The following is a 19255-nucleotide window of genomic DNA, read 5'->3' on the forward strand; positions in this document are numbered from 1 at the left end:
AAGCCTAACTTGATATTAAAATAAAAAACGCCCGATGCAATAAATGCATCGGGCGTTATGAGTCATATCAAACAACAAAATTCAGATTATTCGTCTGCTTCGTCGTCTGCTTCATCAGAAGCGTTGTCATCTACGTCTGCTTCAGGTGCGATTTCGTCATCACCTTCCGCAACGGTACCGTCGATAGCATCCAGTTCTTCTTCATCAACCGGTTCTGCAACACGTTGCAGGCCCACCACGTTTTCATCATCCGCAGTACGGATAAGAATAACGCCCTGGGTGTTACGGCCAACGACACTCACTTCAGAAACGCGAGTACGAACCAGAGTACCAGCATCGGTAATCATCATAATCTGGTCGGTATCTTCCACCTGTACCGCGCCAACAACACTGCCGTTACGCTCGGTCACTTTGATGGAAATAACGCCCTGAGTCGCACGTGACTTAGTCGGATACTCATCAGCTGCGGTACGTTTACCATAACCATTCTGCGTCACGGTCAGGATAGAACCTTCGCCGCGTGGAATGATCAGGGAAACGACTTTGTCTTCACCCGCAAGCTTAATACCGCGAACACCTGTTGCAGTACGGCCCATGGTACGAACGGCGTCTTCTTTGAAGCGCACCACTTTACCCGCAGCCGAGAACAACATCGCTTCGTTACTACCGTCGGTCAAATCAACACCAATCAGCTCATCACCCTCGTTGAGGTTGACGGCGATGATGCCCGCTGAACGTGGACGGCTGAAGTCGGTCAACGCAGTTTTCTTGACGGTACCGCTTGCGGTCGCCATGAACACGTTAACGCCTTCGGCATACTCACGTACCGGCAGGATCGCGGTAATACGTTCGTTCGCTTCCAGTGGCAGCAGGTTCACAATTGGACGGCCACGCGCACCACGGCTCGCTTCCGGCAACTGATAAACCTTCATCCAATACAGACGACCACGGCTGGAGAACAGCAAGATGGTGTCGTGAGTATTGGCAACCAACAGACGGTCGATGAAATCTTCTTCTTTAATACGTGCTGCGGACTTACCTTTACCACCACGACGTTGTGCTTCGTAGTCGGTCAGCGGTTGATATTTCACATAGCCCTGGTGGGACAGAGTCACAACCACATCTTCGCGGTTGATCAAATCTTCAATGTTGATATCAGAGGTATTTGCAGTGATCTCAGTACGACGTTTGTCGCCAAACTGATCGCGCATCGCAACCAGCTCTTCGGTGATCACTTCCATCAGACGTTCAGCGCTGCCCAGAATGTGCAGCAACTCAGCGATCTGCTCCAGCAGCTCTTTGTATTCGTCGAGCAGTTTTTCGTGCTCAAGGCCAGTCAGTTTCTGCAAACGCAGATCCAGAATTGCCTGAGCTTGTTGCTCGGTCAGGAAATATTGACCATCACGAATACCAAATTCTGGCTCCAGCCACTCAGGGCGCGCAGCATCGTCGCCTGCACGTTCCAGCATGGCAGAAACGTTGCCCAGCGCCCATGAACGGGCAATCAGGCCAGCTTTCGCTTCTGCGGCATTTGGAGAATGACGAATCAGCTCGATAATCGGGTCGATGTTCGCAAGAGCAATCGCCAGACCTTCGAGGATGTGTGCACGGTCGCGTGCTTTACGAAGTTCGAAAATAGTACGACGAGTCACAACTTCACGACGGTGACGCACAAACGCAGAAAGAATGTCTTTCAGGTTCATGATCTTCGGTTGGCCCTGGTGCAGCGCAACCATGTTGATACCGAAGGAAGTTTGCAGCTGAGTCTGAGAATAAAGATTATTCAGAACCACTTCGCCCACTGCATCGCGTTTGATTTCGATAACAATGCGCATGCCGTCTTTATCAGACTCGTCACGCAGAGCGCTGATGCCCTCAACGCGTTTGTCTTTCACCAGTTCAGCGATTTTCTCAATCAGGCGTGCTTTGTTAACCTGGTATGGAATTTCATGAACAATGATGGTCTCACGACCTGTTTTCGCATCTGCTTCAACTTCTGCACGGGCGCGAATGTAAATCTTGCCACGACCAGTGCGATACGCTTCTTCGATGCCACGACGGCCATTGATGATAGCGGCAGTTGGGAAGTCTGGGCCTGGGATGTGTTCCATTAACCCTTCAACGGTGATGTCTTCGTCTTCAATAAACGCCAGACAGCCGTTGATTACTTCAGTGATGTTATGAGGCGGGATGTTAGTTGCCATGCCTACTGCGATACCGGACGAACCGTTAACCAGCAAGTTAGGAATTTTGGTCGGCATAACATCAGGAATGCGCTCGGTTCCGTCGTAGTTATCGACGAAATCTACCGTATCTTTTTCGAGATCGGCCATCAGTTCGTGAGCGATTTTCGACATACGGATTTCCGTATAACGCATCGCCGCGGCGGAGTCACCGTCCACAGAACCAAAGTTACCCTGGCCATCTACCAACATGTAACGCAATGAGAATGGCTGCGCCATACGCACGATAGTGTCATAGACAGCGGTATCACCATGAGGGTGATATTTACCGATTACGTCACCAACAACACGGGCGGATTTTTTGTACGCTTTATTCCAGTCATTGCCCAATACGTTCATGGCGTAAAGTACGCGACGGTGTACCGGCTTGAGTCCATCGCGGACATCTGGCAGTGCGCGGCCGACAATAACCGACATCGCGTAATCCAGATATGAGCTCTTTAGCTCTTCCTCAATGTTGACCGGTGTAATTTCTCTGGCAAGGTCGCTCATGTATCCGCTATCCCTCTACTGTGTCCCGGATTCAAAGGTCGCAAATTATAACACAATCGCCCTACTTTGGGGAAACCACAACATGGTTGCCGAATGGTTTATTCACACACATTGACTGATATACTCCTGCCACGAAACGAACAAGGAGTGAGTAGCCCCATGAATGCCGAAAACCAGCCGGTTATCCAGAACGTCGACCATGATGAAATCGCCAAATTCGAAGCCGTAGCTTCACGCTGGTGGGATCTTGAAGGCGAATTTAAGCCTCTGCATCGCATCAACCCGCTGCGTTTGGGTTATATCAGCCAACGCGCAGATGGGTTGTTTGGTAAAACGGTGCTTGATGTCGGCTGTGGCGGTGGGATTCTGGCAGAGAGCATGGCGCGCGAAGGCGCTAATGTGACCGGGTTGGATATGGGTTTCGAGCCATTACAGGTTGCTAAGCTCCATGCGCTGGAAAGCGGTATTAAGGTGGATTACGTTCAGGAAACCGTTGAGCAGCACGCGGAAAAATTTGCCGGGAAGTATGACGTCGTCACCTGTATGGAAATGCTCGAGCACGTGCCGGATCCGAAATCGGTCGTCACTGCCTGCGCGAAATTAGTAAAACCGGGTGGCCACGTCTTTTTCTCCACTCTTAACCGTAATGGCAAATCCTGGTTGATGGCGGTGGTTGGTGCTGAATACATCCTGCGCATGGTGCCAAAAGGCACGCACGACATTAAGAAATTCATCAAGCCTGCGGAATTACTCTCCTGGGTTGACGACACCCCACTGCGCGAACGCCACATCACAGGGTTACATTTCAACCCGCTGACCAATACGTTCAAACTTGCACCAGGTGTCGATGTTAATTACATGCTGCATACAAAAGCTGAAAAATGATTTGTATCCATAAGCCAGATTGATGAAAATTGCGCGGTATCAAACCGCGCACTTATCAATGAAGTTTAAGAAATCAGCACTCGATCAAAAATATCATTTTTTTTGCATCCCATTGACAATTGTCACAGGCCTTATGTGACGTGGACTTAGCGAAATTCCGCTTGTCACAACCTTAAATCCGTCTCGAAATCAATACTTGTTCTCAGCCGATTAGTTACTAGAATACTCACCATATAGTGATCAAGTAATCCACAACCCCCTACATATAGTATTTATCCACAAGGTTAGCCACTAGAGGCCAACTGTGGATAAACGGGGCATTTTTCATTTCACGGACAGGTACAAACGCACATGAATCAGAGTCTGCTGGTTACAAAACGTGACGGTCGCACTGAGCGTATCGATCTGGATAAAATCCATCGAGTTCTGGATTGGGCCGCCGAAGGCTTAAATAACGTATCCGTATCACAGGTTGAACTGCGCTCGCACATCCAGTTTTATGACGGCATCAAAACCTCTGACATTCATGAAACCATCATCAAAGCAGCGGCCGATTTAATCTCTCGCGATGCGCCTGATTACCAGTATCTGGCTGCGCGCCTGGCTGTGTTCCATCTGCGCAAAAAAGCTTACGGTGAGTTCGAGCCGCCTAAACTCTATAACCATGTCGTGAAAATGGTTGAGATGGGCAAATACGATCAACATCTGCTGGAAGACTACACGGAAGAAGAGTTCAAGCAGATGGACGATTACATCGACCATGAGCGCGACATGAGCTTCTCCTACGCGGCTGTAAAACAGCTCGAAGGTAAGTATCTGGTTCAGAACCGTGTCACCGGCGAAATCTACGAAAGTGCACAGTTCCTTTATATTCTGGTTGCCGCGTGTCTGTTCTCCGGCTATCCGCGTGAAACCCGTCTGAGCTACGTGAAACGTTTTTACGATGCGGTTTCCTTGTTCAAAATTTCTCTGCCTACGCCAATTATGTCAGGTGTGCGCACTCCTACTCGCCAGTTCAGCTCTTGTGTACTGATCGAGTGCGGCGACAGTCTGGACTCCATCAACGCCACTTCCAGCGCGATTGTGAAGTATGTTTCCCAACGAGCAGGCATCGGCATCAACGCCGGTCGTATCCGTGCGCTGGGTAGCCCAATTCGCGGCGGTGAAGCGTTCCACACTGGCTGTATCCCGTTCTACAAACACTTCCAGACCGCAGTGAAATCCTGTTCTCAGGGCGGCGTGCGTGGCGGTGCTGCGACACTATTCTACCCAATGTGGCACCTGGAAGTTGAAAGCCTGCTGGTACTGAAAAACAACCGTGGTGTTGAAGGCAACCGCGTCCGTCATATGGACTACGGTGTGCAAATCAACAAACTGATGTACACCCGTTTGCTCAAAGGCGAAGACATCACACTGTTCAGCCCGTCTGACGTTCCAGGTCTGTATGACGCATTCTTTGCCGACCAGGAAAAGTTCGAGAAGCTGTACACCAAATACGAAAAAGACGACAGCATCCGCAAGCAACGCGTGAAAGCCGTTGAGCTGTTCTCACTGATGATGCAAGAGCGTGCCTCAACTGGCCGTATCTACATTCAGAACGTTGACCACTGCAACACCCACAGCCCGTTTGACCCGACTATCGCACCAGTTCGCCAGTCTAACCTGTGCCTGGAAATCGCGCTGCCGACCAAACCACTGAATGACATCAACGACGAAGACGGTGAAATTGCACTGTGTACGCTGTCTGCATTCAACCTGGGTGCTATCGAAAGCCTGGATGAGCTGGAAGAATTAGCGATTCTGGCTGTGCGTGCTCTGGATGCGCTGCTGGATTACCAGGACTACCCAATCATTGCCGCTAAACGCGGTGCGATGGGTCGCCGTACTCTGGGTGTGGGCGTGATTAACTTCGCTTACTACCTGGCGAAGAATGGCGTTCGTTACTCCGACGGCAGCGCCAACAACCTGACGCACAAAACCTTCGAAGCGATTCAGTATTACCTGCTGAAAGCCTCAAACGAACTGGCGAAAGAGCAAGGCCCTTGCCTGTGGTTCAACGAAACCACCTACGCAAAAGGCATTCTGCCAATCGACACCTATAAGAAAGACCTGGATGTGATCAGCAATGAGCCGCTGCATCTGGATTGGGAAGCGCTTCGTGAGTCAATCAAGACCCACGGCCTGCGTAACTCAACACTTTCTGCTTTGATGCCGTCTGAAACCTCTTCACAGATTTCTAACGCTACCAACGGTATCGAGCCACCGCGCGGCCATATCAGCATTAAAGCGTCAAAAGACGGTATCCTGCGCCAGGTTGTGCCAGATTACGAAACGCTGAAAGACAACTATGAGCTGCTATGGGACCTGCCGAATAATGACGGTTACCTGCAATTAGTGGGTCTGATGCAGAAGTTTATCGACCAGTCGATCTCTGCAAACACCAACTATGACCCAACACGCTTCGCGTCTGGTAAAGTGCCGATGCAGCAGTTGCTGAAAGATTTGCTCACTGCTTATAAATTCGGTGTTAAAACGCTTTATTATCAGAACACCCGCGACGGTGCGGAAGATGCGCAAGACGACCTGGCGCCTTCAATCCAGGACGATGGCTGCGAAAGCGGCGCATGTAAAATCTAACTTAAAATCCCCTCACCTTGCTGAGGGGATTTTTTCGACGCATTACAGGATTTAACCTCATGGCTTACACCACTTTTTCACAGACGAAAAACGATCAGCTTGCAGAACCGATGTTCTTTGGCCAGTCGGTTAACGTGGCTCGCTACGATCAGCAAAAATATGACATCTTCGAAAAGCTGATTGAAAAGCAACTCTCCTTCTTCTGGCGTCCGGAAGAAGTGGACGTTTCCCGTGACCGTATCGACTATCAGGCGCTGCCCGATCACGAAAAACACATTTTCATCAGCAACCTGAAATACCAGACTCTGCTGGACTCCATTCAGGGCCGCAGCCCGAACGTGGCCCTGCTGCCGCTGATCTCCATTCCTGAGCTGGAAACCTGGGTTGAAACGTGGGCGTTTTCCGAAACTATCCACTCACGCTCTTACACCCACATCATCCGTAATATCGTTAACGATCCGGCGATTGTGTTTGACGATATCGTCACTAACCAGGAAATCTTAAAGCGCGCGAAAGATATCTCCGGTTATTACGACCGTCTGATTGAGATGACCAGCTACTGGCATCTGCTGGGTGAAGGTACGCACAACGTTAACGGCAAAACCGTGACCGTGAACCTGCGTGCGCTCAAGCGCCAACTCTATTTGTGCCTGATGAGCGTGAATGCGCTGGAAGCGATTCGCTTCTACGTCAGCTTCGCTTGTTCCTTCGCATTCGCCGAGCGCGAACTGATGGAAGGCAACGCGAAAATCATCAAATTGATTGCCCGTGACGAAGCGCTGCACCTGACCGGGACTCAGCATATGCTGAACCTGATGCGCTCCGGTGAAGACGATCCTGAAATGGCAGAAATCGCCCAGGAATGCCGCCAGGAATGCTATGACCTGTTCGTACTGGCCGCCGAGCAAGAGAAAGAGTGGGCAAGCTACCTGTTCCGCGACGGCTCGATGATCGGTCTGAACAAAGATATTCTGTGCCAGTATGTTGATTACATTACCAACATCCGTATGCAGGCAGTCGGCCTGGATTTGCCATTCAAGACGCGTTCAAACCCAATCCCATGGATCAACGCATGGTTGGTTTCTGACAACGTGCAGGTCGCACCGCAAGAAGTAGAAGTGAGTTCTTATCTGGTAGGTCAGATTGATTCGAACGTTAACACCGACGATTTAAGCGATTTCCAGCTGTAAGTTATGGCTCGAATTACGCTACGAATCAGCGGAGCACAGCTCATTTCTGAAGAGAATCACCCTTCTTTGCTGGCGACACTGGAATCCCACCAGGTCGCCGTGGAATATCAGTGCCGGGAAGGTTATTGCGGCTCCTGCCGCATCCGTCTGACGGCAGGCGAAGTGAAGTGGCTTACCGAACCGCTGGCGTTTATCCAGCCCGGTGAAATACTGCCCTGCTGCTGCCAGGCGCAGGGTGATATTGAGATAGAGATGTAAAAAAACCTCCCGCAGGAGGTTTTTTATTTTCTGGGGATTACTGACCTTCCCGCGCTTTCATTTCCTGGTGATGTTTGTTTTCACCCACCATCACCACCAGCAGCAGAATCACGGCCATAATACTGCCGCCGATCATCACCATAAAACCGCCATCCCAACCGAAGAAATCAACGGTGTAACCGACAATCGCACTCGCCGCGACCGACCCACCAAGATAGCCGAACAAACCAGTGAAGCCCGCTGCCGTTCCCGCGGCTTTTTTCGGTGCCAGTTCCAGCGCGTGCAGGCCAATCAGCATCACCGGTCCGTAGATCAGGAAGCCAATCACAATCATACATGCCATATCCACGCCCGGATTTCCCGGCGGGTTCAGCCAGTACACAATGGTCGCAATCGTCACAAGAATCATAAAGAACACACCAGTAGCACCGCGGTTGCCTCTGAACACTTTGTCCGACATCCAGCCACACAGCAGCGTGCCAGGGATCCCCGCATACTCATACAGGAAGTAGGCCCAGGATGATTTATCCAGCGCGAAGTGCTTCACTTCTTTCAAATACGTTGGCGACCAGTCGAGAATGCCGTAACGCAGCAAGTAGACAAAAACGTTAGCAATGGCGATGTACCACAGTAGCCGGTTAGGGAAGACGTACTGCATGAAGATCTGTTTAGCCGTCAGTTCCTCTTCCGTTTTGTCGTTGTAGTCGTCCGGGTAATCATTTTTGTACTCTTCGATTGGTGGCAAGCCGCAGGATTGCGGGGTATCGCGCATTAATGCAAAGGCAATCAATGCCACCAGAATCGCCGCAAAGGCTGGCATATAAAGTGCCGCATGCCAGTCGTTAAACCACGCCATCCCGAGTAAGAACAGCAACGGCGGCAACCCCCCACCCACGTTATGTGCGCAGTTCCAGACAGAAACAATTCCGCCACGCTCTTTCTTAGACCACCAGTGCACCATGGTGCGCCCACACGGCGGCCAGCCCATGCCCTGGAACCAGCCACATAAGAACAGCAGCACAAACATTACTGCGATGCTCGATGTCGCCCATGGCACAAATCCCATGAATAGCATGACTAACGACGCCAGAATTAAACCGGCGGGTAAGAAAACGCGTGGATTAGAGCGGTCAGAAACCGACCCCATGATGAATTTTGAAAAGCCGTAGGCGATAGAAATACCGGAAAGCGCGAATCCTAAATCCCCTCGCGAGAAACCTTGCTCAATCAAGTAGGGCATCGCCAGGGTGAAGTTTTTACGCACCAGATAGTAGGCCGCGTAACCGAAGAAAATACCCAAAAAGATTTGCCAGCGCAGGCGTTTATAAGTTGGATCTATGTGCTCGCTTTTCAGCCGTGGCTGATGGGCGGTAGGTTTGAAAATGCTCAGCATAAATGCCTCCGTGGCAGGTTTTATCAGGCAATGTTCTTTTGCGAGCGCATGTTAAGAATTATCCCGTCTGGTTAGTGTGAAACACCCCACAAATTATTACATTTTTATTACAAACTATCGAAATAGTGCATAACATCACACTTAACTTTCGATTTATGCTCGAATTTGCTCGATATCAAACATTAATAATCTTTTCTGTGGCTGAATAGCGTTCAAGAGGTTCTTTCCAGGAGAAGCGCATGAACGCGGATAGCAAAGAAAGGGATGTCATTATTATTGGTGGAGGTGCAACGGGTGCCGGGATTGCCCGCGATTGTGCGCGACGCGGGTTACGCACGCTACTACTGGAAAGGCATGATATCGCCACCGGTGCGACAGGCCGAAACCATGGCTTACTCCACAGCGGTGCGCGATACGCCATGACAGATAGCGAATCAGCCCGCGAGTGTATTGAAGAAAACCGCATCCTTAAACGCATTGCTCGCCACTGTATTGAGCGCACAGACGGGTTGTTTATCACCCTTCCTGAAGATGATTTAGCCTTGCAGTGCATGTTTATTGCGGCGTGCCAGGACGCCGGAATCAATGCTCAACAGCTCGATCCTAAAGAAGCATTACGGATAGAACCTGCGGCCAATCCTGCGCTTATCGGTGCGGTTCGCGTGCCGGATGGAACTGTCGACCCCTTCCGCCTGACCGCCGCCAATATGCTCGATGCCAGAGAACATGGCGCAGAAATTCTTACCGGGCAGGAGGTTACCGGGTTGATTCGCCAGGGCAGTCGCGTAACGGGTGTCAGGGTCTACAACCACCAGAGCCATCAACGCCACGATTTATATGCAAATATCGTCGTGAATGCTGCCGGGATCTGGGGGCAGCGTATCGCTGAATATGCTGATTTAAGTATTCGTATGCTGCCTGCAAAAGGCTCGTTGCTGATACTCGGGCATCGCATCAACAATATGGTGATCAACCGCTGCCGCAAACCTGCTGATGCCGATATTCTGGTGCCCGGCGATACCATTTCGCTGATTGGTACCACGTCAACACCTGTTGAGTACGACCAAATCGACAATATGCGCGTCACACCGCAAGAGGTCGATATCCTGATTCGTGAAGGGTCTAAACTTGCGCCCAAACTCGCAGCCACCCGCATTTTGCGTGCCTATGCTGGCGTTCGCCCACTGGTTGCCAGCGATAACGATCCGAGCGGGCGCAACGCCAGCCGGGGGATCGTATTGATGGATCACGCAAAGCGTGACGGAATGGACGGCTTTATCACCATCACTGGCGGCAAACTCATGACCTATCGCCTGATGGCTGAATGGGCCACCAATGCGGTGTGCGAAAAACTCGGTCATTCCAGCCCCTGCACCACCGCAACCGTCCCACTTCCTGGTTCAGGAAGCTCGCAAGAAGAGACACTCAGTAAAGTCATTTCGCTACCGCCAACCATCCGCCGCTCTGCTGTCTGGCGCCACGGCGATCGTGCTGAACAACTTCTGGCGGGCGACCGCCTGAGCAACAGCCTGGTTTGCGAATGTGAAGCGGTAACGGCCGGTGAAGTTCGCTACGCGGTCAATAAACTGGCTGTCGCCAATCTTGGCGATTTACGCCGTCGAACCCGCGTAGGAATGGGTACCTGCCAGGGTGAGTTATGCGCCTGTCGCGCCGCCGGTTTATTACAACGTTTTGGCACGTCATCGCCTGCGCAATCGCTCGACCAGTTATCGCTTTTTCTCAATGAACGCTGGAAAGGGATCCGCCCTATTGCCTGGGATGATGCGCTGCGAGAAAGCGAATTTACCGCTTGGGTGTACCAGGGGTTGTGCGGGCTAAAAAAAGGAACGCCACAATGAAATTCGACAGCCTGATTATTGGCGGTGGACTCGCCGGACTGGTGTGCGGTATCCGTCTGGCGGAAGCGGGGCTGCGTTGCGCTATCGTCAGTCGCGGGCAAAGCGCACTTCATTTTTCGTCAGGATCGCTGGATTTACTGGCGGAGTTGCCCGATGGCACTCCGGTAAACTCTCCCCTGGATGCACTGGCAGCATTAAAACTGCAGGCACCAGAACATCCTTATAGTCTTATGGGGGCGCAAAACGTACAGCGTTTCGCGATGGAGAGTGAAGCGCTGCTGGCCCGTTGCCATATCACACTTACGGGCAGCTATAAGCAGAACCACCAGCGTATTACGCCGCTTGGAATTGAACGTGCAACGTGGCTTAGCCCAATGGAAATCCCCGTAGCACCCCTTCCGTGGAAACACATCACGGTAGTCGGTATTGCCGGTTTTCTCGATTTTCAGCCAGAACTTGTCGCTGGTTCACTGGCAGAAAACCACATCAATGTGAAAACCGCGGAACTGACACTTCCCGCACTGGACACGTTACGCAATAACCCCAGCGAGTTCCGCGCTGCCAATATCGCCCGCGTACTGGATATGCCAGAACAACAACGCCTGCTTATTGATGAGCTTAAAACGCTGGCGCATGACACTGATGCCCTGTTCCTTCCGGCATGCCTCGGGAGTGAAGATGATAAAGCCTGGCAGGCGGTAAGCCGTGAATTACCCTGCCCGCTTCGCCTGTTACCCACACTTCCCCCTTCGGTGCTCGGTATGCGGTTGTATCACCAGTTGCGCCGCCGTTTTCAGCAGCTCAACGGGATAATGATGCCCGGTGACGCCGTGGTGAGGACGGAAACACAGCAGCAAAATATCAGTGCGATTTTCACCCGCAACCACGCAGAAGTCCCGCTGCGGGCAAACCATTATGTCCTCGCCAGCGGCAGCTTTTTCAGTAACGGCCTTGAGGCAAAATTCAGCGGCATACGCGAACCCGTTTTTGGCCTCGATATCTGCGCCCCAGCCGAGCGTGAAGCGTGGTGCAAAGAGGACTTTTTCAGCCCGCAGCCGTATTTGCAGGCAGGTGTTGCCGTTGATAAGCATTTCCACCCTGCCCGCGCCGGGCAACGTACCGAAAACCTTTACGCCATCGGTTCGGTACTGGCCGGGTTCGACCCGCTGCAACAAGGTTGCGGCGCGGGTGTGTCAATGACTGGCGCACTGCATGTCGCACAACGCATTCTTGAATCGCAGGGGGCAGCGCATGAATCTGCTTGATGAAACCAGTTTTGAAAACTGCATTAAATGCACTGTCTGCACTACTGTCTGCCCGGTCAGCCGGGTTAACCCGGACTACCCCGGTCCTAAGCAGTCCGGGCCTGACGGAGAGCGCCTGCGCCTGAAAGATGCCGCACTTTATGACGACGCCCTTAAATTTTGCACTAACTGCAAACGCTGCGAAGTCGCCTGCCCGTCTGATGTGAAAATTGGCGATATTATCCAGCGTGCTAAAGCGCGTTATGGCAAAACACCCTTTAAATTAAGAGATGCCATTCTCAGCCATACCGATTTGATGGGCACCCTTTCGACGCCATTTGCACCGCTGGTGAATACCGCGACATCTCTTATGCCGGTGCGAAACTTGCTTGATAAAACGCTCGGCATCGACAGCCACCGCACATTACCGAAATACTCCTCGGGAACATTTCGTCAGTGGTATCGCAAACATGCCACGGCGCAAAAATCCTTTGCTGAGCAAGTGGCGTTTTTCCACGGTTGCTATGTGAATTACAACCACCCGCAGTTGGGCAAAGATCTGGTCAGCGTGATGAATGCCATGGGCTTTGGCGTACAACTGCTGGAACGTGAAAAGTGCTGCGGCGTACCGTTAATTGCTAACGGTTTTATCGACAAAGCGAAAAAGCAGGCGGCAATTAACGCGGCTTCTTTGGGCAAAGCCGTACTCGAGCAAGGGCTGCCGGTTATCGCGACGTCCTCCACCTGCACGTTTACATTGCGCGATGAATACCCGCAGGTGTTGGATATCGACACGCGCCCAATGCGTGACCATATTGAACTGGCGACTCGCTTTATCTGGAAGCAGCTCGAAGACGGGCGGGAGTTGAAACTGAAAGCATTACCACTGCGTATTGCTTACCACACGCCATGTCATATGGAGAAAATGGGCTGGTCACTCTATACGCTAGATTTACTGCGGCGCTTGCCGGGTGTGGAGTTGATAATGCTCAAATCCCAGTGCTGTGGAATTGCAGGCACGTACGGGTTTAAAAAGGAAAACTACCAATTTTCACAAAGCATTGGCGCACCGTTATTCCAGCAGATTGAGGAGAGCGGCGTCGATTTGGTGGTCACAGATTGCGAAACCTGCAAATGGCAGATTGAGATGTCCACCAGCAAGAAATGCGAGCACCCGATTACGCTTTTGGCTCGGGCACTCGCATAATTTTTAGATTTCTAGTGAGTCGACAACATTCACCCAGCCATGCTCAGCGGCGACATCCCAGCCGTTGAGCCAGCGGCGCAGCATGTTGAGGGCCATCATCGCGCAGACTTCCTGGCGTGTACGCAGGGCATAGCGAGTAACGTTGAATTTCACTTGCAGGCCATAAGTCCCTTTTGGCGTGTGCAATGCGAAATGAAGATGCTCATCATCAAGGCACCCCACCACCAGCGCCAGAGCACTACCCGCTTGCAGCGCGAAAGTTTTTGCACGCTCAGTTATCTGCTGCAGTGTTTCAGGGCGTGCGGAAAGCACTTCACTATTACCCAATGGCGCTTGCGCACTGGCGAGTTGCAGGCACAACAGCCCGGCGGTGAATTGTTCACTGACGGCAATATTGTGTGACTGCTCGCGCAGGCGTTCCGCTAACTGTGCAGGCAAACCATCCGTGCCCTCAAAGATAGCGCTTTCTCCCGCCACACGTTGCACTTGCGGCCAGACAGCTTCCATTTCCACCCGCTGAGTGGCAGGCCCGGTCAGTTTCAGCTCGATAATCGGCATTGATGAGCGATAGCCCATTACCGCGCCTTCAGGTAATGACAGAGGTTCAAGGCTTTGCGCCAACTCACTTTCAGAACGCCCGAAGGTCGTCAGGCGCAGGCAAACTGGCGGCTCAGGCAACACAAAACGCTCACGCAGGCGCGGCATGATTTGTTGATCAACCATCACTTTAAATTCGGAAGGAACGCCTGGGGTGAAGAACATCAGGCAGCGGTTGAGTTGTAGAGCAAACCCGCATGCGGTGCCGACTGGGTTATCGACCATTTCGCTGGTAGCCGGAATAAGCGCTTGTTTGCGGTTGCTCGGTGCCATTTCACGCCCGCGTTCGGCAAAGAATCGTTCCATATGCTCAAGCCATTGCTGGTGCATAACCAGTTCAACGCCTGCGGCAGTAGCGGCTGCCTGCGCACTGAGGTCATCGCTGGTTGGCCCAAGGCCACCGTTCACAATCAGGACATCGGCATGTTCGCTGCGCTCTTTGAGCACCGCGATTAAATCGTCAAGACTATCGCCCACCGTATTACGGCGCGACATTGGTAAACCCTGGTTAAAGAAATAATCAGCAAGCCAGGCTGCGTTGGTATCAATAATTTGACCATGCAGCACTTCGTCGCCGGTAGACAGCATTTCCACTTTTATCATTGTTGTGCTCCGCGGGAAGAAAACGGTTCACTATAGCGCAAATCATTTTAGGTATAGAGAGGGAATCAGAAATGATAATCCACGATAGACTTCACGTTGCAGGAGGGCAGCAAGAGAACGAATCCCGAATCGCTTAGTAAACTAAGTGATTCGGGTAAGCGAACGCAGCAAACGTACCTGCAACGCGAAAGACGAAGGGTTTAGAAGCCTGCGCTCACGCCCACATACGGACCATCGGCGATAGCGTTATCACGGCTGCCATCTTTACCGTTAACACCGATATAGCGATAACCAGCTTCAACAGTGATTGGGCGAATCACAGTCCAACGAGCACCCGCACTGGCTTCCTGGTAATCTTTCACGCCACTGGAAAGAGAGTCTGGAGAGTAGTAGTAATCACCGAATACGGAGATGCTATCAAATACCTGCCAGCTCAAACCACCACCCACTGCCAACGCATAACCTTCATCACCATCTTTCGGATTCAGATAAACCGCACGGCCACCAACTGTACCCATAAATGGACCCAATGGCACATTCAGACCGAGTCCCAGACCTGCGGTATCACCGTCGTCATCATTATGCGCGTAGTTACCGTTCATGGTCAGACCGGCAGAATCCTGGCCGAAGCCTACTGCGATGTTTGTATATTTTTCACCCGCCTGGCCGCTAACGCTAATAGCGCTTGCAGATGCAGATACGAGTGCTAAACCGGCAAAGCCAGCCAAAAGTAATTTGTTCATGCTTTCAATCCTGAGCAGTAAAAAGGGATGTCCCTGAAAAAACGCCGATTTTACAGCCAGGGGTGAGGTAATCAATGCGTTAGAAATGCTTTTCTTCATTCGTTTGTAAGAAAATGAAAAAACGCCCTGTTAAACAGCCGCCAGTTTCACTCTCACCAACAACCCACCAGGCGCTGAACGTAGCAATTCAGGCCGAGTGCGATGATAACGCGCAATATCATTAACCAGTGCAAGCCCAATCCCCGCCCCACTTTGTTCAGCACTGTTATCTAAACGATGGAATGGCATCAACGCATGGCGAACCTGCCCACTCTCAATACCCGGGCCGTTATCTTCTATTTCTAGCCAGACAATTTGCGATTCATCACGGGTGACGCGAATAGTCACAATGCCGTTCTCGGGAGTATATTTCAACGCATTATCCAGCAGATTCATACACATTTCCCCCAGCAACAACGGCTCGCCGGTTATCCATGCCGCTGATAACCCTTCATAACCTAAATCGATATTTTTACTTCTCGCCTGCGCCATACAGGAGAAACAACACGCCTGGGCTATTTTCACCAAATCCACCGCTTCCATCGTTTGCCCTTCCGCCTGGTCCAGGCGACTGAGTCGCGAAAGTTGTAATAACCGCTCGGTTAAATGGATGGTGTTATCCAGCGTTACTTGCATTGCCTCAAGACTTTCACGCCATTGCATTGGATTGGGACTACTGAGTGCTACTGACACCTGAGTTTTTAGCACCGTGAGTGGTGTGCGCAGTTGGTGGGAAGCATCGGCACTGAACCGAGACTGCCTTGTCACCAGGCCACGCAGTCTGTCGATATAGCGGTTAAACGAAATGATCAATAATCGCGTTTCCGACCATGGCAATAAATCGGGTAGCGGATTGAGATCGCCAGGATCGCGGCGCACCATCAGCACTGAAAGTTGGCGCATCGGTTTTAGCACACGCCTTAATAACAGCCAGGCGAGCGTCAAGGTCAGTAGCACCAGCCCCCCTTGAGTCAGTGTTGCAGACATCAACAAACGAACAGCAAGTGCATGTCGCGACTGAACGGTTTCGGCAACAAAAATTTGTGCCATCCCATTGACCCCACCTTCGTTGACAGGCTGGAGCAGGCGCGCAACACGTAATGTCTGTCCCTGGTATGTTGCGTTATAGAACCACGCTAGCGCGGGGTAGAGATCGGTGCCGGGGGTATTTTTCGGCATATCGGGTAAGTCGTCGTAACCCGAAATGACATTACCCTGGGTATCGGTGACTTTGTAATACAACCGGTCGTTCATATTGCGCTCGAAACTATCGAGCACGACCCACGGAACATTCACAGCGAGCTTACCGTCATGGACCACCAACTGTTCCGCCACAGTGCGTGTCGAGGCCAATAATGTACGGTCATATGCCTGAGTGGCAGCATTCATCGCGCTTAAATAGCCGCTTACCGCTGATAAGCCCCACAAAATAAATAATGGTAACCCCAGAAAAAGCAGCAACTGTCCGAATAAAGATTGCGGTTTAATGGCCCGCATCGCTGCACTCCAGCACATAGCCGAGCCCACGTAGCGTAGTTATTTGGACATTGCTGGTGATTAGTTTTTTCCGTAGCCGGTGAATATAAAGTTCAATGCTTTCCGGGCTGGCGTCGTCGCTCAAACTAAACACCTGTTCAAACAGCTGCTGCTTGGGAACCGGACGAGTACGGCGATACATCAATACAGTCAGGATCGCGTGTTCTCGTGGGGTTAATGCCAGCGGTTTGTTATCCAACAGGAAATAACCATCATCATGAAAAGCAAGTTGCCCCAACTGTTGTTGCTCATGGATTTGCCCCTCGCTGCGTCGTACCAGTGCCCGCAACCGGGCATCAAGCTCCTCCAGCTCAAAAGGCTTTGGCAGATAATCATCAGCCCCCGTATTCAACCCTTTCACGCGATCGCTCACCGTACTGTGTGCTGTTAGCAATAGTACTGGCACAGTCTGCCCGCGTTTACGCAAGCGCTGTAAAACCTCCAGACCATCCATTCTCGGCATTCCGATATCCATTACCGCGACCGCATAGCGTTCGTTTTGTAATAGATGATCGGCGGCCTGCCCATCAAATACGCAATCCACAGCAAAACCCGCTTGTATCAGGGCTTTCTCGAGCCAGTGAGCCAGCTCACGGTTATCTTCCGCTAGTAAGAGACGCATATCACATCCTGTAAAGTTTCGGTCGCCCTGAAAGGTAAATGAAAGGTTACTGCTTTAACAATCACGCAACGAAGCAGCTGTAATGCGCTTCACATAATGCGAAACATCTACCGCCTTTTTGACGTGAGGATGAATAAAAAATGAAACGTACCCTAATCTCTGGTTTTATTGCTTCAGCTTTTTTATTAACCGCTTTCAGTACACTGGCAGCAGAAGTCCCTTCCCGCACCGAATGTATCGCCCCGGCCAAACCTGGCGGTGGTTTCGACCTGACGTGCAAACTGATTCAGGTCAGCCTGCAAGAAACTGGCGTGCTAGAAAAACCGATGCGCGTTACCTACATGCCTGGCGGCGTCGGCGCTGTAGCTTACAACGCAATTGTCGCTCAGCGCCCTGCGGAAGCAGGCACCGTTGTCGCTTTCTCCGGCGGTTCTTTGCTAAACCTGTCACAAGGTAAATTTGGCCGTTATGGCGTAGATGATGTGCGCTGGCTGGCCAGTGTCGGCACCGATTACGGCATGATTGCCGTACGTGCTGATTCACCGTGGAAGGATCTGAAGTCACTGTTGGCTGCGATGGAAAAAGATCCTAACAGCGTGGTGATTGGTGCCGGTGCATCCATCGGCAGCCAGGACTGGATGAAGACTGCCTTGCTTGCGCAAAAAGCCAACGTTGATCCACATAAAATGCGTTACGTCGCTTTTGAAGGTGGCGGCGAACCAGTAACGGCGCTGATGGGTAATCACGTTCAAGTGGTTTCAGGCGATCTGAGTGAAATGGTGCCTTATATCAACGGCGACAAACTGCGCGTATTGGCAGTGTTTGCTAACGAACGTTTGCCAGGTGAACTGGCGCAAATCCCTACCGCAAAAGAGCAAGGTTATGATTTGGTATGGCCGATAATCCGCGGTTTCTACGTCGGCCCGAAAGTAAGCGATGCGGAATATCAGTGGTGGGTCGATACCTTCAACAAACTCCAACAAACCGACGACTTTAAAAAACAGCGCGATCTGCGTGGCCTGTTCGAATTCAACATGACTGGCAAAGAGCTGGATAATTACGTGAAGAAACAGGTCACTGATTATCGCGAGCAAGCCAAAGCATTTGGCCTTGCTAAGTAATCGGAGGCGATGATGAGCGATCGTATTTTTGCCAGTATCTGGATTGCTTTGTGTATTGGCGGCCTGTTTATCGGCTGGCAAATTCAGAGCGAATACAGTTATGAACCCCTAGGGCCTCGCCCGTTTCCTTTAACCATTATCGGCCTGATGTTGATGTGCGCTGTGTTGTTGATACTGCGTCATCCCGACGTGGTGGAGTGGCCGCACCGCCAAACGCTGCAGCGCTTACTGATTATGGTCGCAAGTCTTGCACTGTATGCATGGGCATTCGAATGGCTCGGTTTCCCTCTGGCAACAACGCTCCTCACCGCCTGTATCGGCTTGCTATTTGGGGCGACAATTCCGGCGGCATTAATTTCCGGGGTGGTGATGGGAGGCGTGTTGTTCTTCTCCTTTGACCGTCTGTTGGATGTCACTCTTCCTCTCGGCGTTTGGCTGAACTGACCTACGATCTAGCCCCTTTAGATTTCGAGGTGCAGGAAGGCGGCAAACTCAGGTATCCCCAGGAGCTTACTAAAGTAAGTGTCTGGGGTGCGTGAGTGCAGCCAACGCATCTGCAACTTGAAAGATGACGGGGCGAACGGAG

General features: G+C 51.6%; 15 protein-coding genes. 9 read left to right on the forward strand and 6 right to left on the reverse strand.

Annotation, left to right across the window (positions count from 1 at the left end):
• Window positions 1-86: 86 nt before the first annotated feature.
• Entirely contained in the window at window positions 87-2735 is a 2649-nt protein-coding gene (gyrA, locus tag AC0IXI_RS17140) for a DNA topoisomerase (ATP-hydrolyzing) subunit A (protein WP_151992844.1), read from the reverse strand.
• A 159-nt stretch (window positions 2736-2894) separates the two neighbouring features.
• Between gyrA and ubiG the strand changes: the two genes are divergently transcribed.
• The 4 genes from ubiG to yfaE all read left to right on the forward strand — a co-directional run bounded on the left by ubiG (window position 2895) and on the right by yfaE (window position 7705).
• The gene (gene ubiG, locus AC0IXI_RS17145) at window positions 2895-3620 is read left to right on the forward strand and encodes a bifunctional 2-polyprenyl-6-hydroxyphenol methylase/3-demethylubiquinol 3-O-methyltransferase UbiG (protein WP_064517145.1); all 726 of its coding nucleotides are present in this window, start codon (window positions 2895-2897) and stop codon (window positions 3618-3620) included.
• Between the two features lie 351 nt (window positions 3621-3971).
• Window positions 3972-6257, forward strand: coding sequence for a class 1a ribonucleoside-diphosphate reductase subunit alpha (gene nrdA / locus AC0IXI_RS17150; protein WP_471682821.1), 2286 nt, complete (start codon window positions 3972-3974; stop codon window positions 6255-6257).
• A 59-nt stretch (window positions 6258-6316) separates the two neighbouring features.
• Window positions 6317-7447, forward strand: a complete 1131-nt coding sequence (gene nrdB / locus AC0IXI_RS17155; RefSeq protein ID WP_064517141.1) for a class Ia ribonucleoside-diphosphate reductase subunit beta — start codon at window positions 6317-6319, stop codon at window positions 7445-7447.
• 3 nt (window positions 7448-7450) lie between these two features.
• Complete coding sequence (gene yfaE / locus AC0IXI_RS17160) at window positions 7451-7705, forward strand: class I ribonucleotide reductase maintenance protein YfaE (RefSeq protein WP_310608211.1); 255 nt, start codon at window positions 7451-7453, stop codon at window positions 7703-7705.
• A 37-nt stretch (window positions 7706-7742) separates the two neighbouring features.
• On the opposite strand, the gene glpT is transcribed toward yfaE, so the two are convergent.
• The gene (gene glpT, locus AC0IXI_RS17165) at window positions 7743-9098 is read right to left on the reverse strand and encodes a glycerol-3-phosphate transporter (protein ID WP_471682822.1); all 1356 of its coding nucleotides are present in this window, start codon (window positions 9096-9098) and stop codon (window positions 7743-7745) included.
• Between the two features lie 239 nt (window positions 9099-9337).
• Between glpT and glpA the strand changes: the two genes are divergently transcribed.
• From glpA to glpC, 3 genes are read left to right on the forward strand one after another with little or no spacing between them, the layout of a single operon-like run.
• Window positions 9338-10957, forward strand: a complete 1620-nt coding sequence (glpA, locus tag AC0IXI_RS17170) for an anaerobic glycerol-3-phosphate dehydrogenase subunit A (protein ID WP_471682823.1) — start codon at window positions 9338-9340, stop codon at window positions 10955-10957.
• The gene (gene glpB / locus AC0IXI_RS17175; RefSeq protein ID WP_471682824.1) at window positions 10954-12222 is read left to right on the forward strand and encodes a glycerol-3-phosphate dehydrogenase subunit GlpB; all 1269 of its coding nucleotides are present in this window, start codon (window positions 10954-10956) and stop codon (window positions 12220-12222) included. Before glpA ends, glpB begins: the two co-directional genes overlap by 4 nt.
• On the forward strand, window positions 12209-13408 hold the full coding sequence (gene glpC / locus AC0IXI_RS17180; RefSeq protein ID WP_471682825.1) for an anaerobic glycerol-3-phosphate dehydrogenase subunit GlpC: 1200 nt from the start codon (window positions 12209-12211) through the stop codon (window positions 13406-13408). The genes glpB and glpC overlap by 14 nt, the downstream gene beginning before the upstream one ends.
• 3 nt (window positions 13409-13411) lie before the next feature.
• On the opposite strand, the gene AC0IXI_RS17185 is transcribed toward glpC, so the two are convergent.
• The 4 genes from AC0IXI_RS17185 to tctD all read right to left on the reverse strand — a co-directional run bounded on the left by AC0IXI_RS17185 (window position 13412) and on the right by tctD (window position 17548).
• Window positions 13412-14608, reverse strand: a complete 1197-nt coding sequence (locus AC0IXI_RS17185) for a nicotinamide mononucleotide deamidase-related protein YfaY (RefSeq protein WP_064517130.1) — start codon at window positions 14606-14608, stop codon at window positions 13412-13414.
• A 200-nt stretch (window positions 14609-14808) separates the two neighbouring features.
• Window positions 14809-15351, reverse strand: a complete 543-nt coding sequence (locus AC0IXI_RS17190; protein ID WP_064517128.1) for a YfaZ family outer membrane protein — start codon at window positions 15349-15351, stop codon at window positions 14809-14811.
• A gap of 129 nt (window positions 15352-15480) precedes the next feature.
• Window positions 15481-16887, reverse strand: coding sequence for a sensor histidine kinase (locus tag AC0IXI_RS17195; protein WP_471682826.1), 1407 nt, complete (start codon window positions 16885-16887; stop codon window positions 15481-15483).
• Complete coding sequence (gene tctD, locus AC0IXI_RS17200; RefSeq protein ID WP_471682827.1) at window positions 16874-17548, reverse strand: transcriptional regulator TctD; 675 nt, start codon at window positions 17546-17548, stop codon at window positions 16874-16876. The genes AC0IXI_RS17195 and tctD overlap by 14 nt, the downstream gene beginning before the upstream one ends.
• 140 nt (window positions 17549-17688) lie before the next feature.
• Here tctD and AC0IXI_RS17205 point away from each other — a divergent pair, with 140 nt between their 5' ends.
• Both AC0IXI_RS17205 and AC0IXI_RS17210 read left to right on the forward strand, forming a co-directional pair.
• Window positions 17689-18669 carry a Bug family tripartite tricarboxylate transporter substrate binding protein gene (locus AC0IXI_RS17205; RefSeq protein ID WP_471682828.1) on the forward strand — a complete coding sequence of 327 codons (981 nt, stop codon included), beginning with the start codon at window positions 17689-17691 and terminating at the stop codon, window positions 18667-18669.
• Window positions 18670-18681: 12 nt separating this feature from the next.
• Complete coding sequence (locus AC0IXI_RS17210) at window positions 18682-19113, forward strand: tripartite tricarboxylate transporter TctB family protein (protein ID WP_422568629.1); 432 nt, start codon at window positions 18682-18684, stop codon at window positions 19111-19113.
• Window positions 19114-19255 lie beyond the last annotated feature (142 nt).

Source organism: Buttiauxella sp. AC038 (assembly GCF_979253565.1).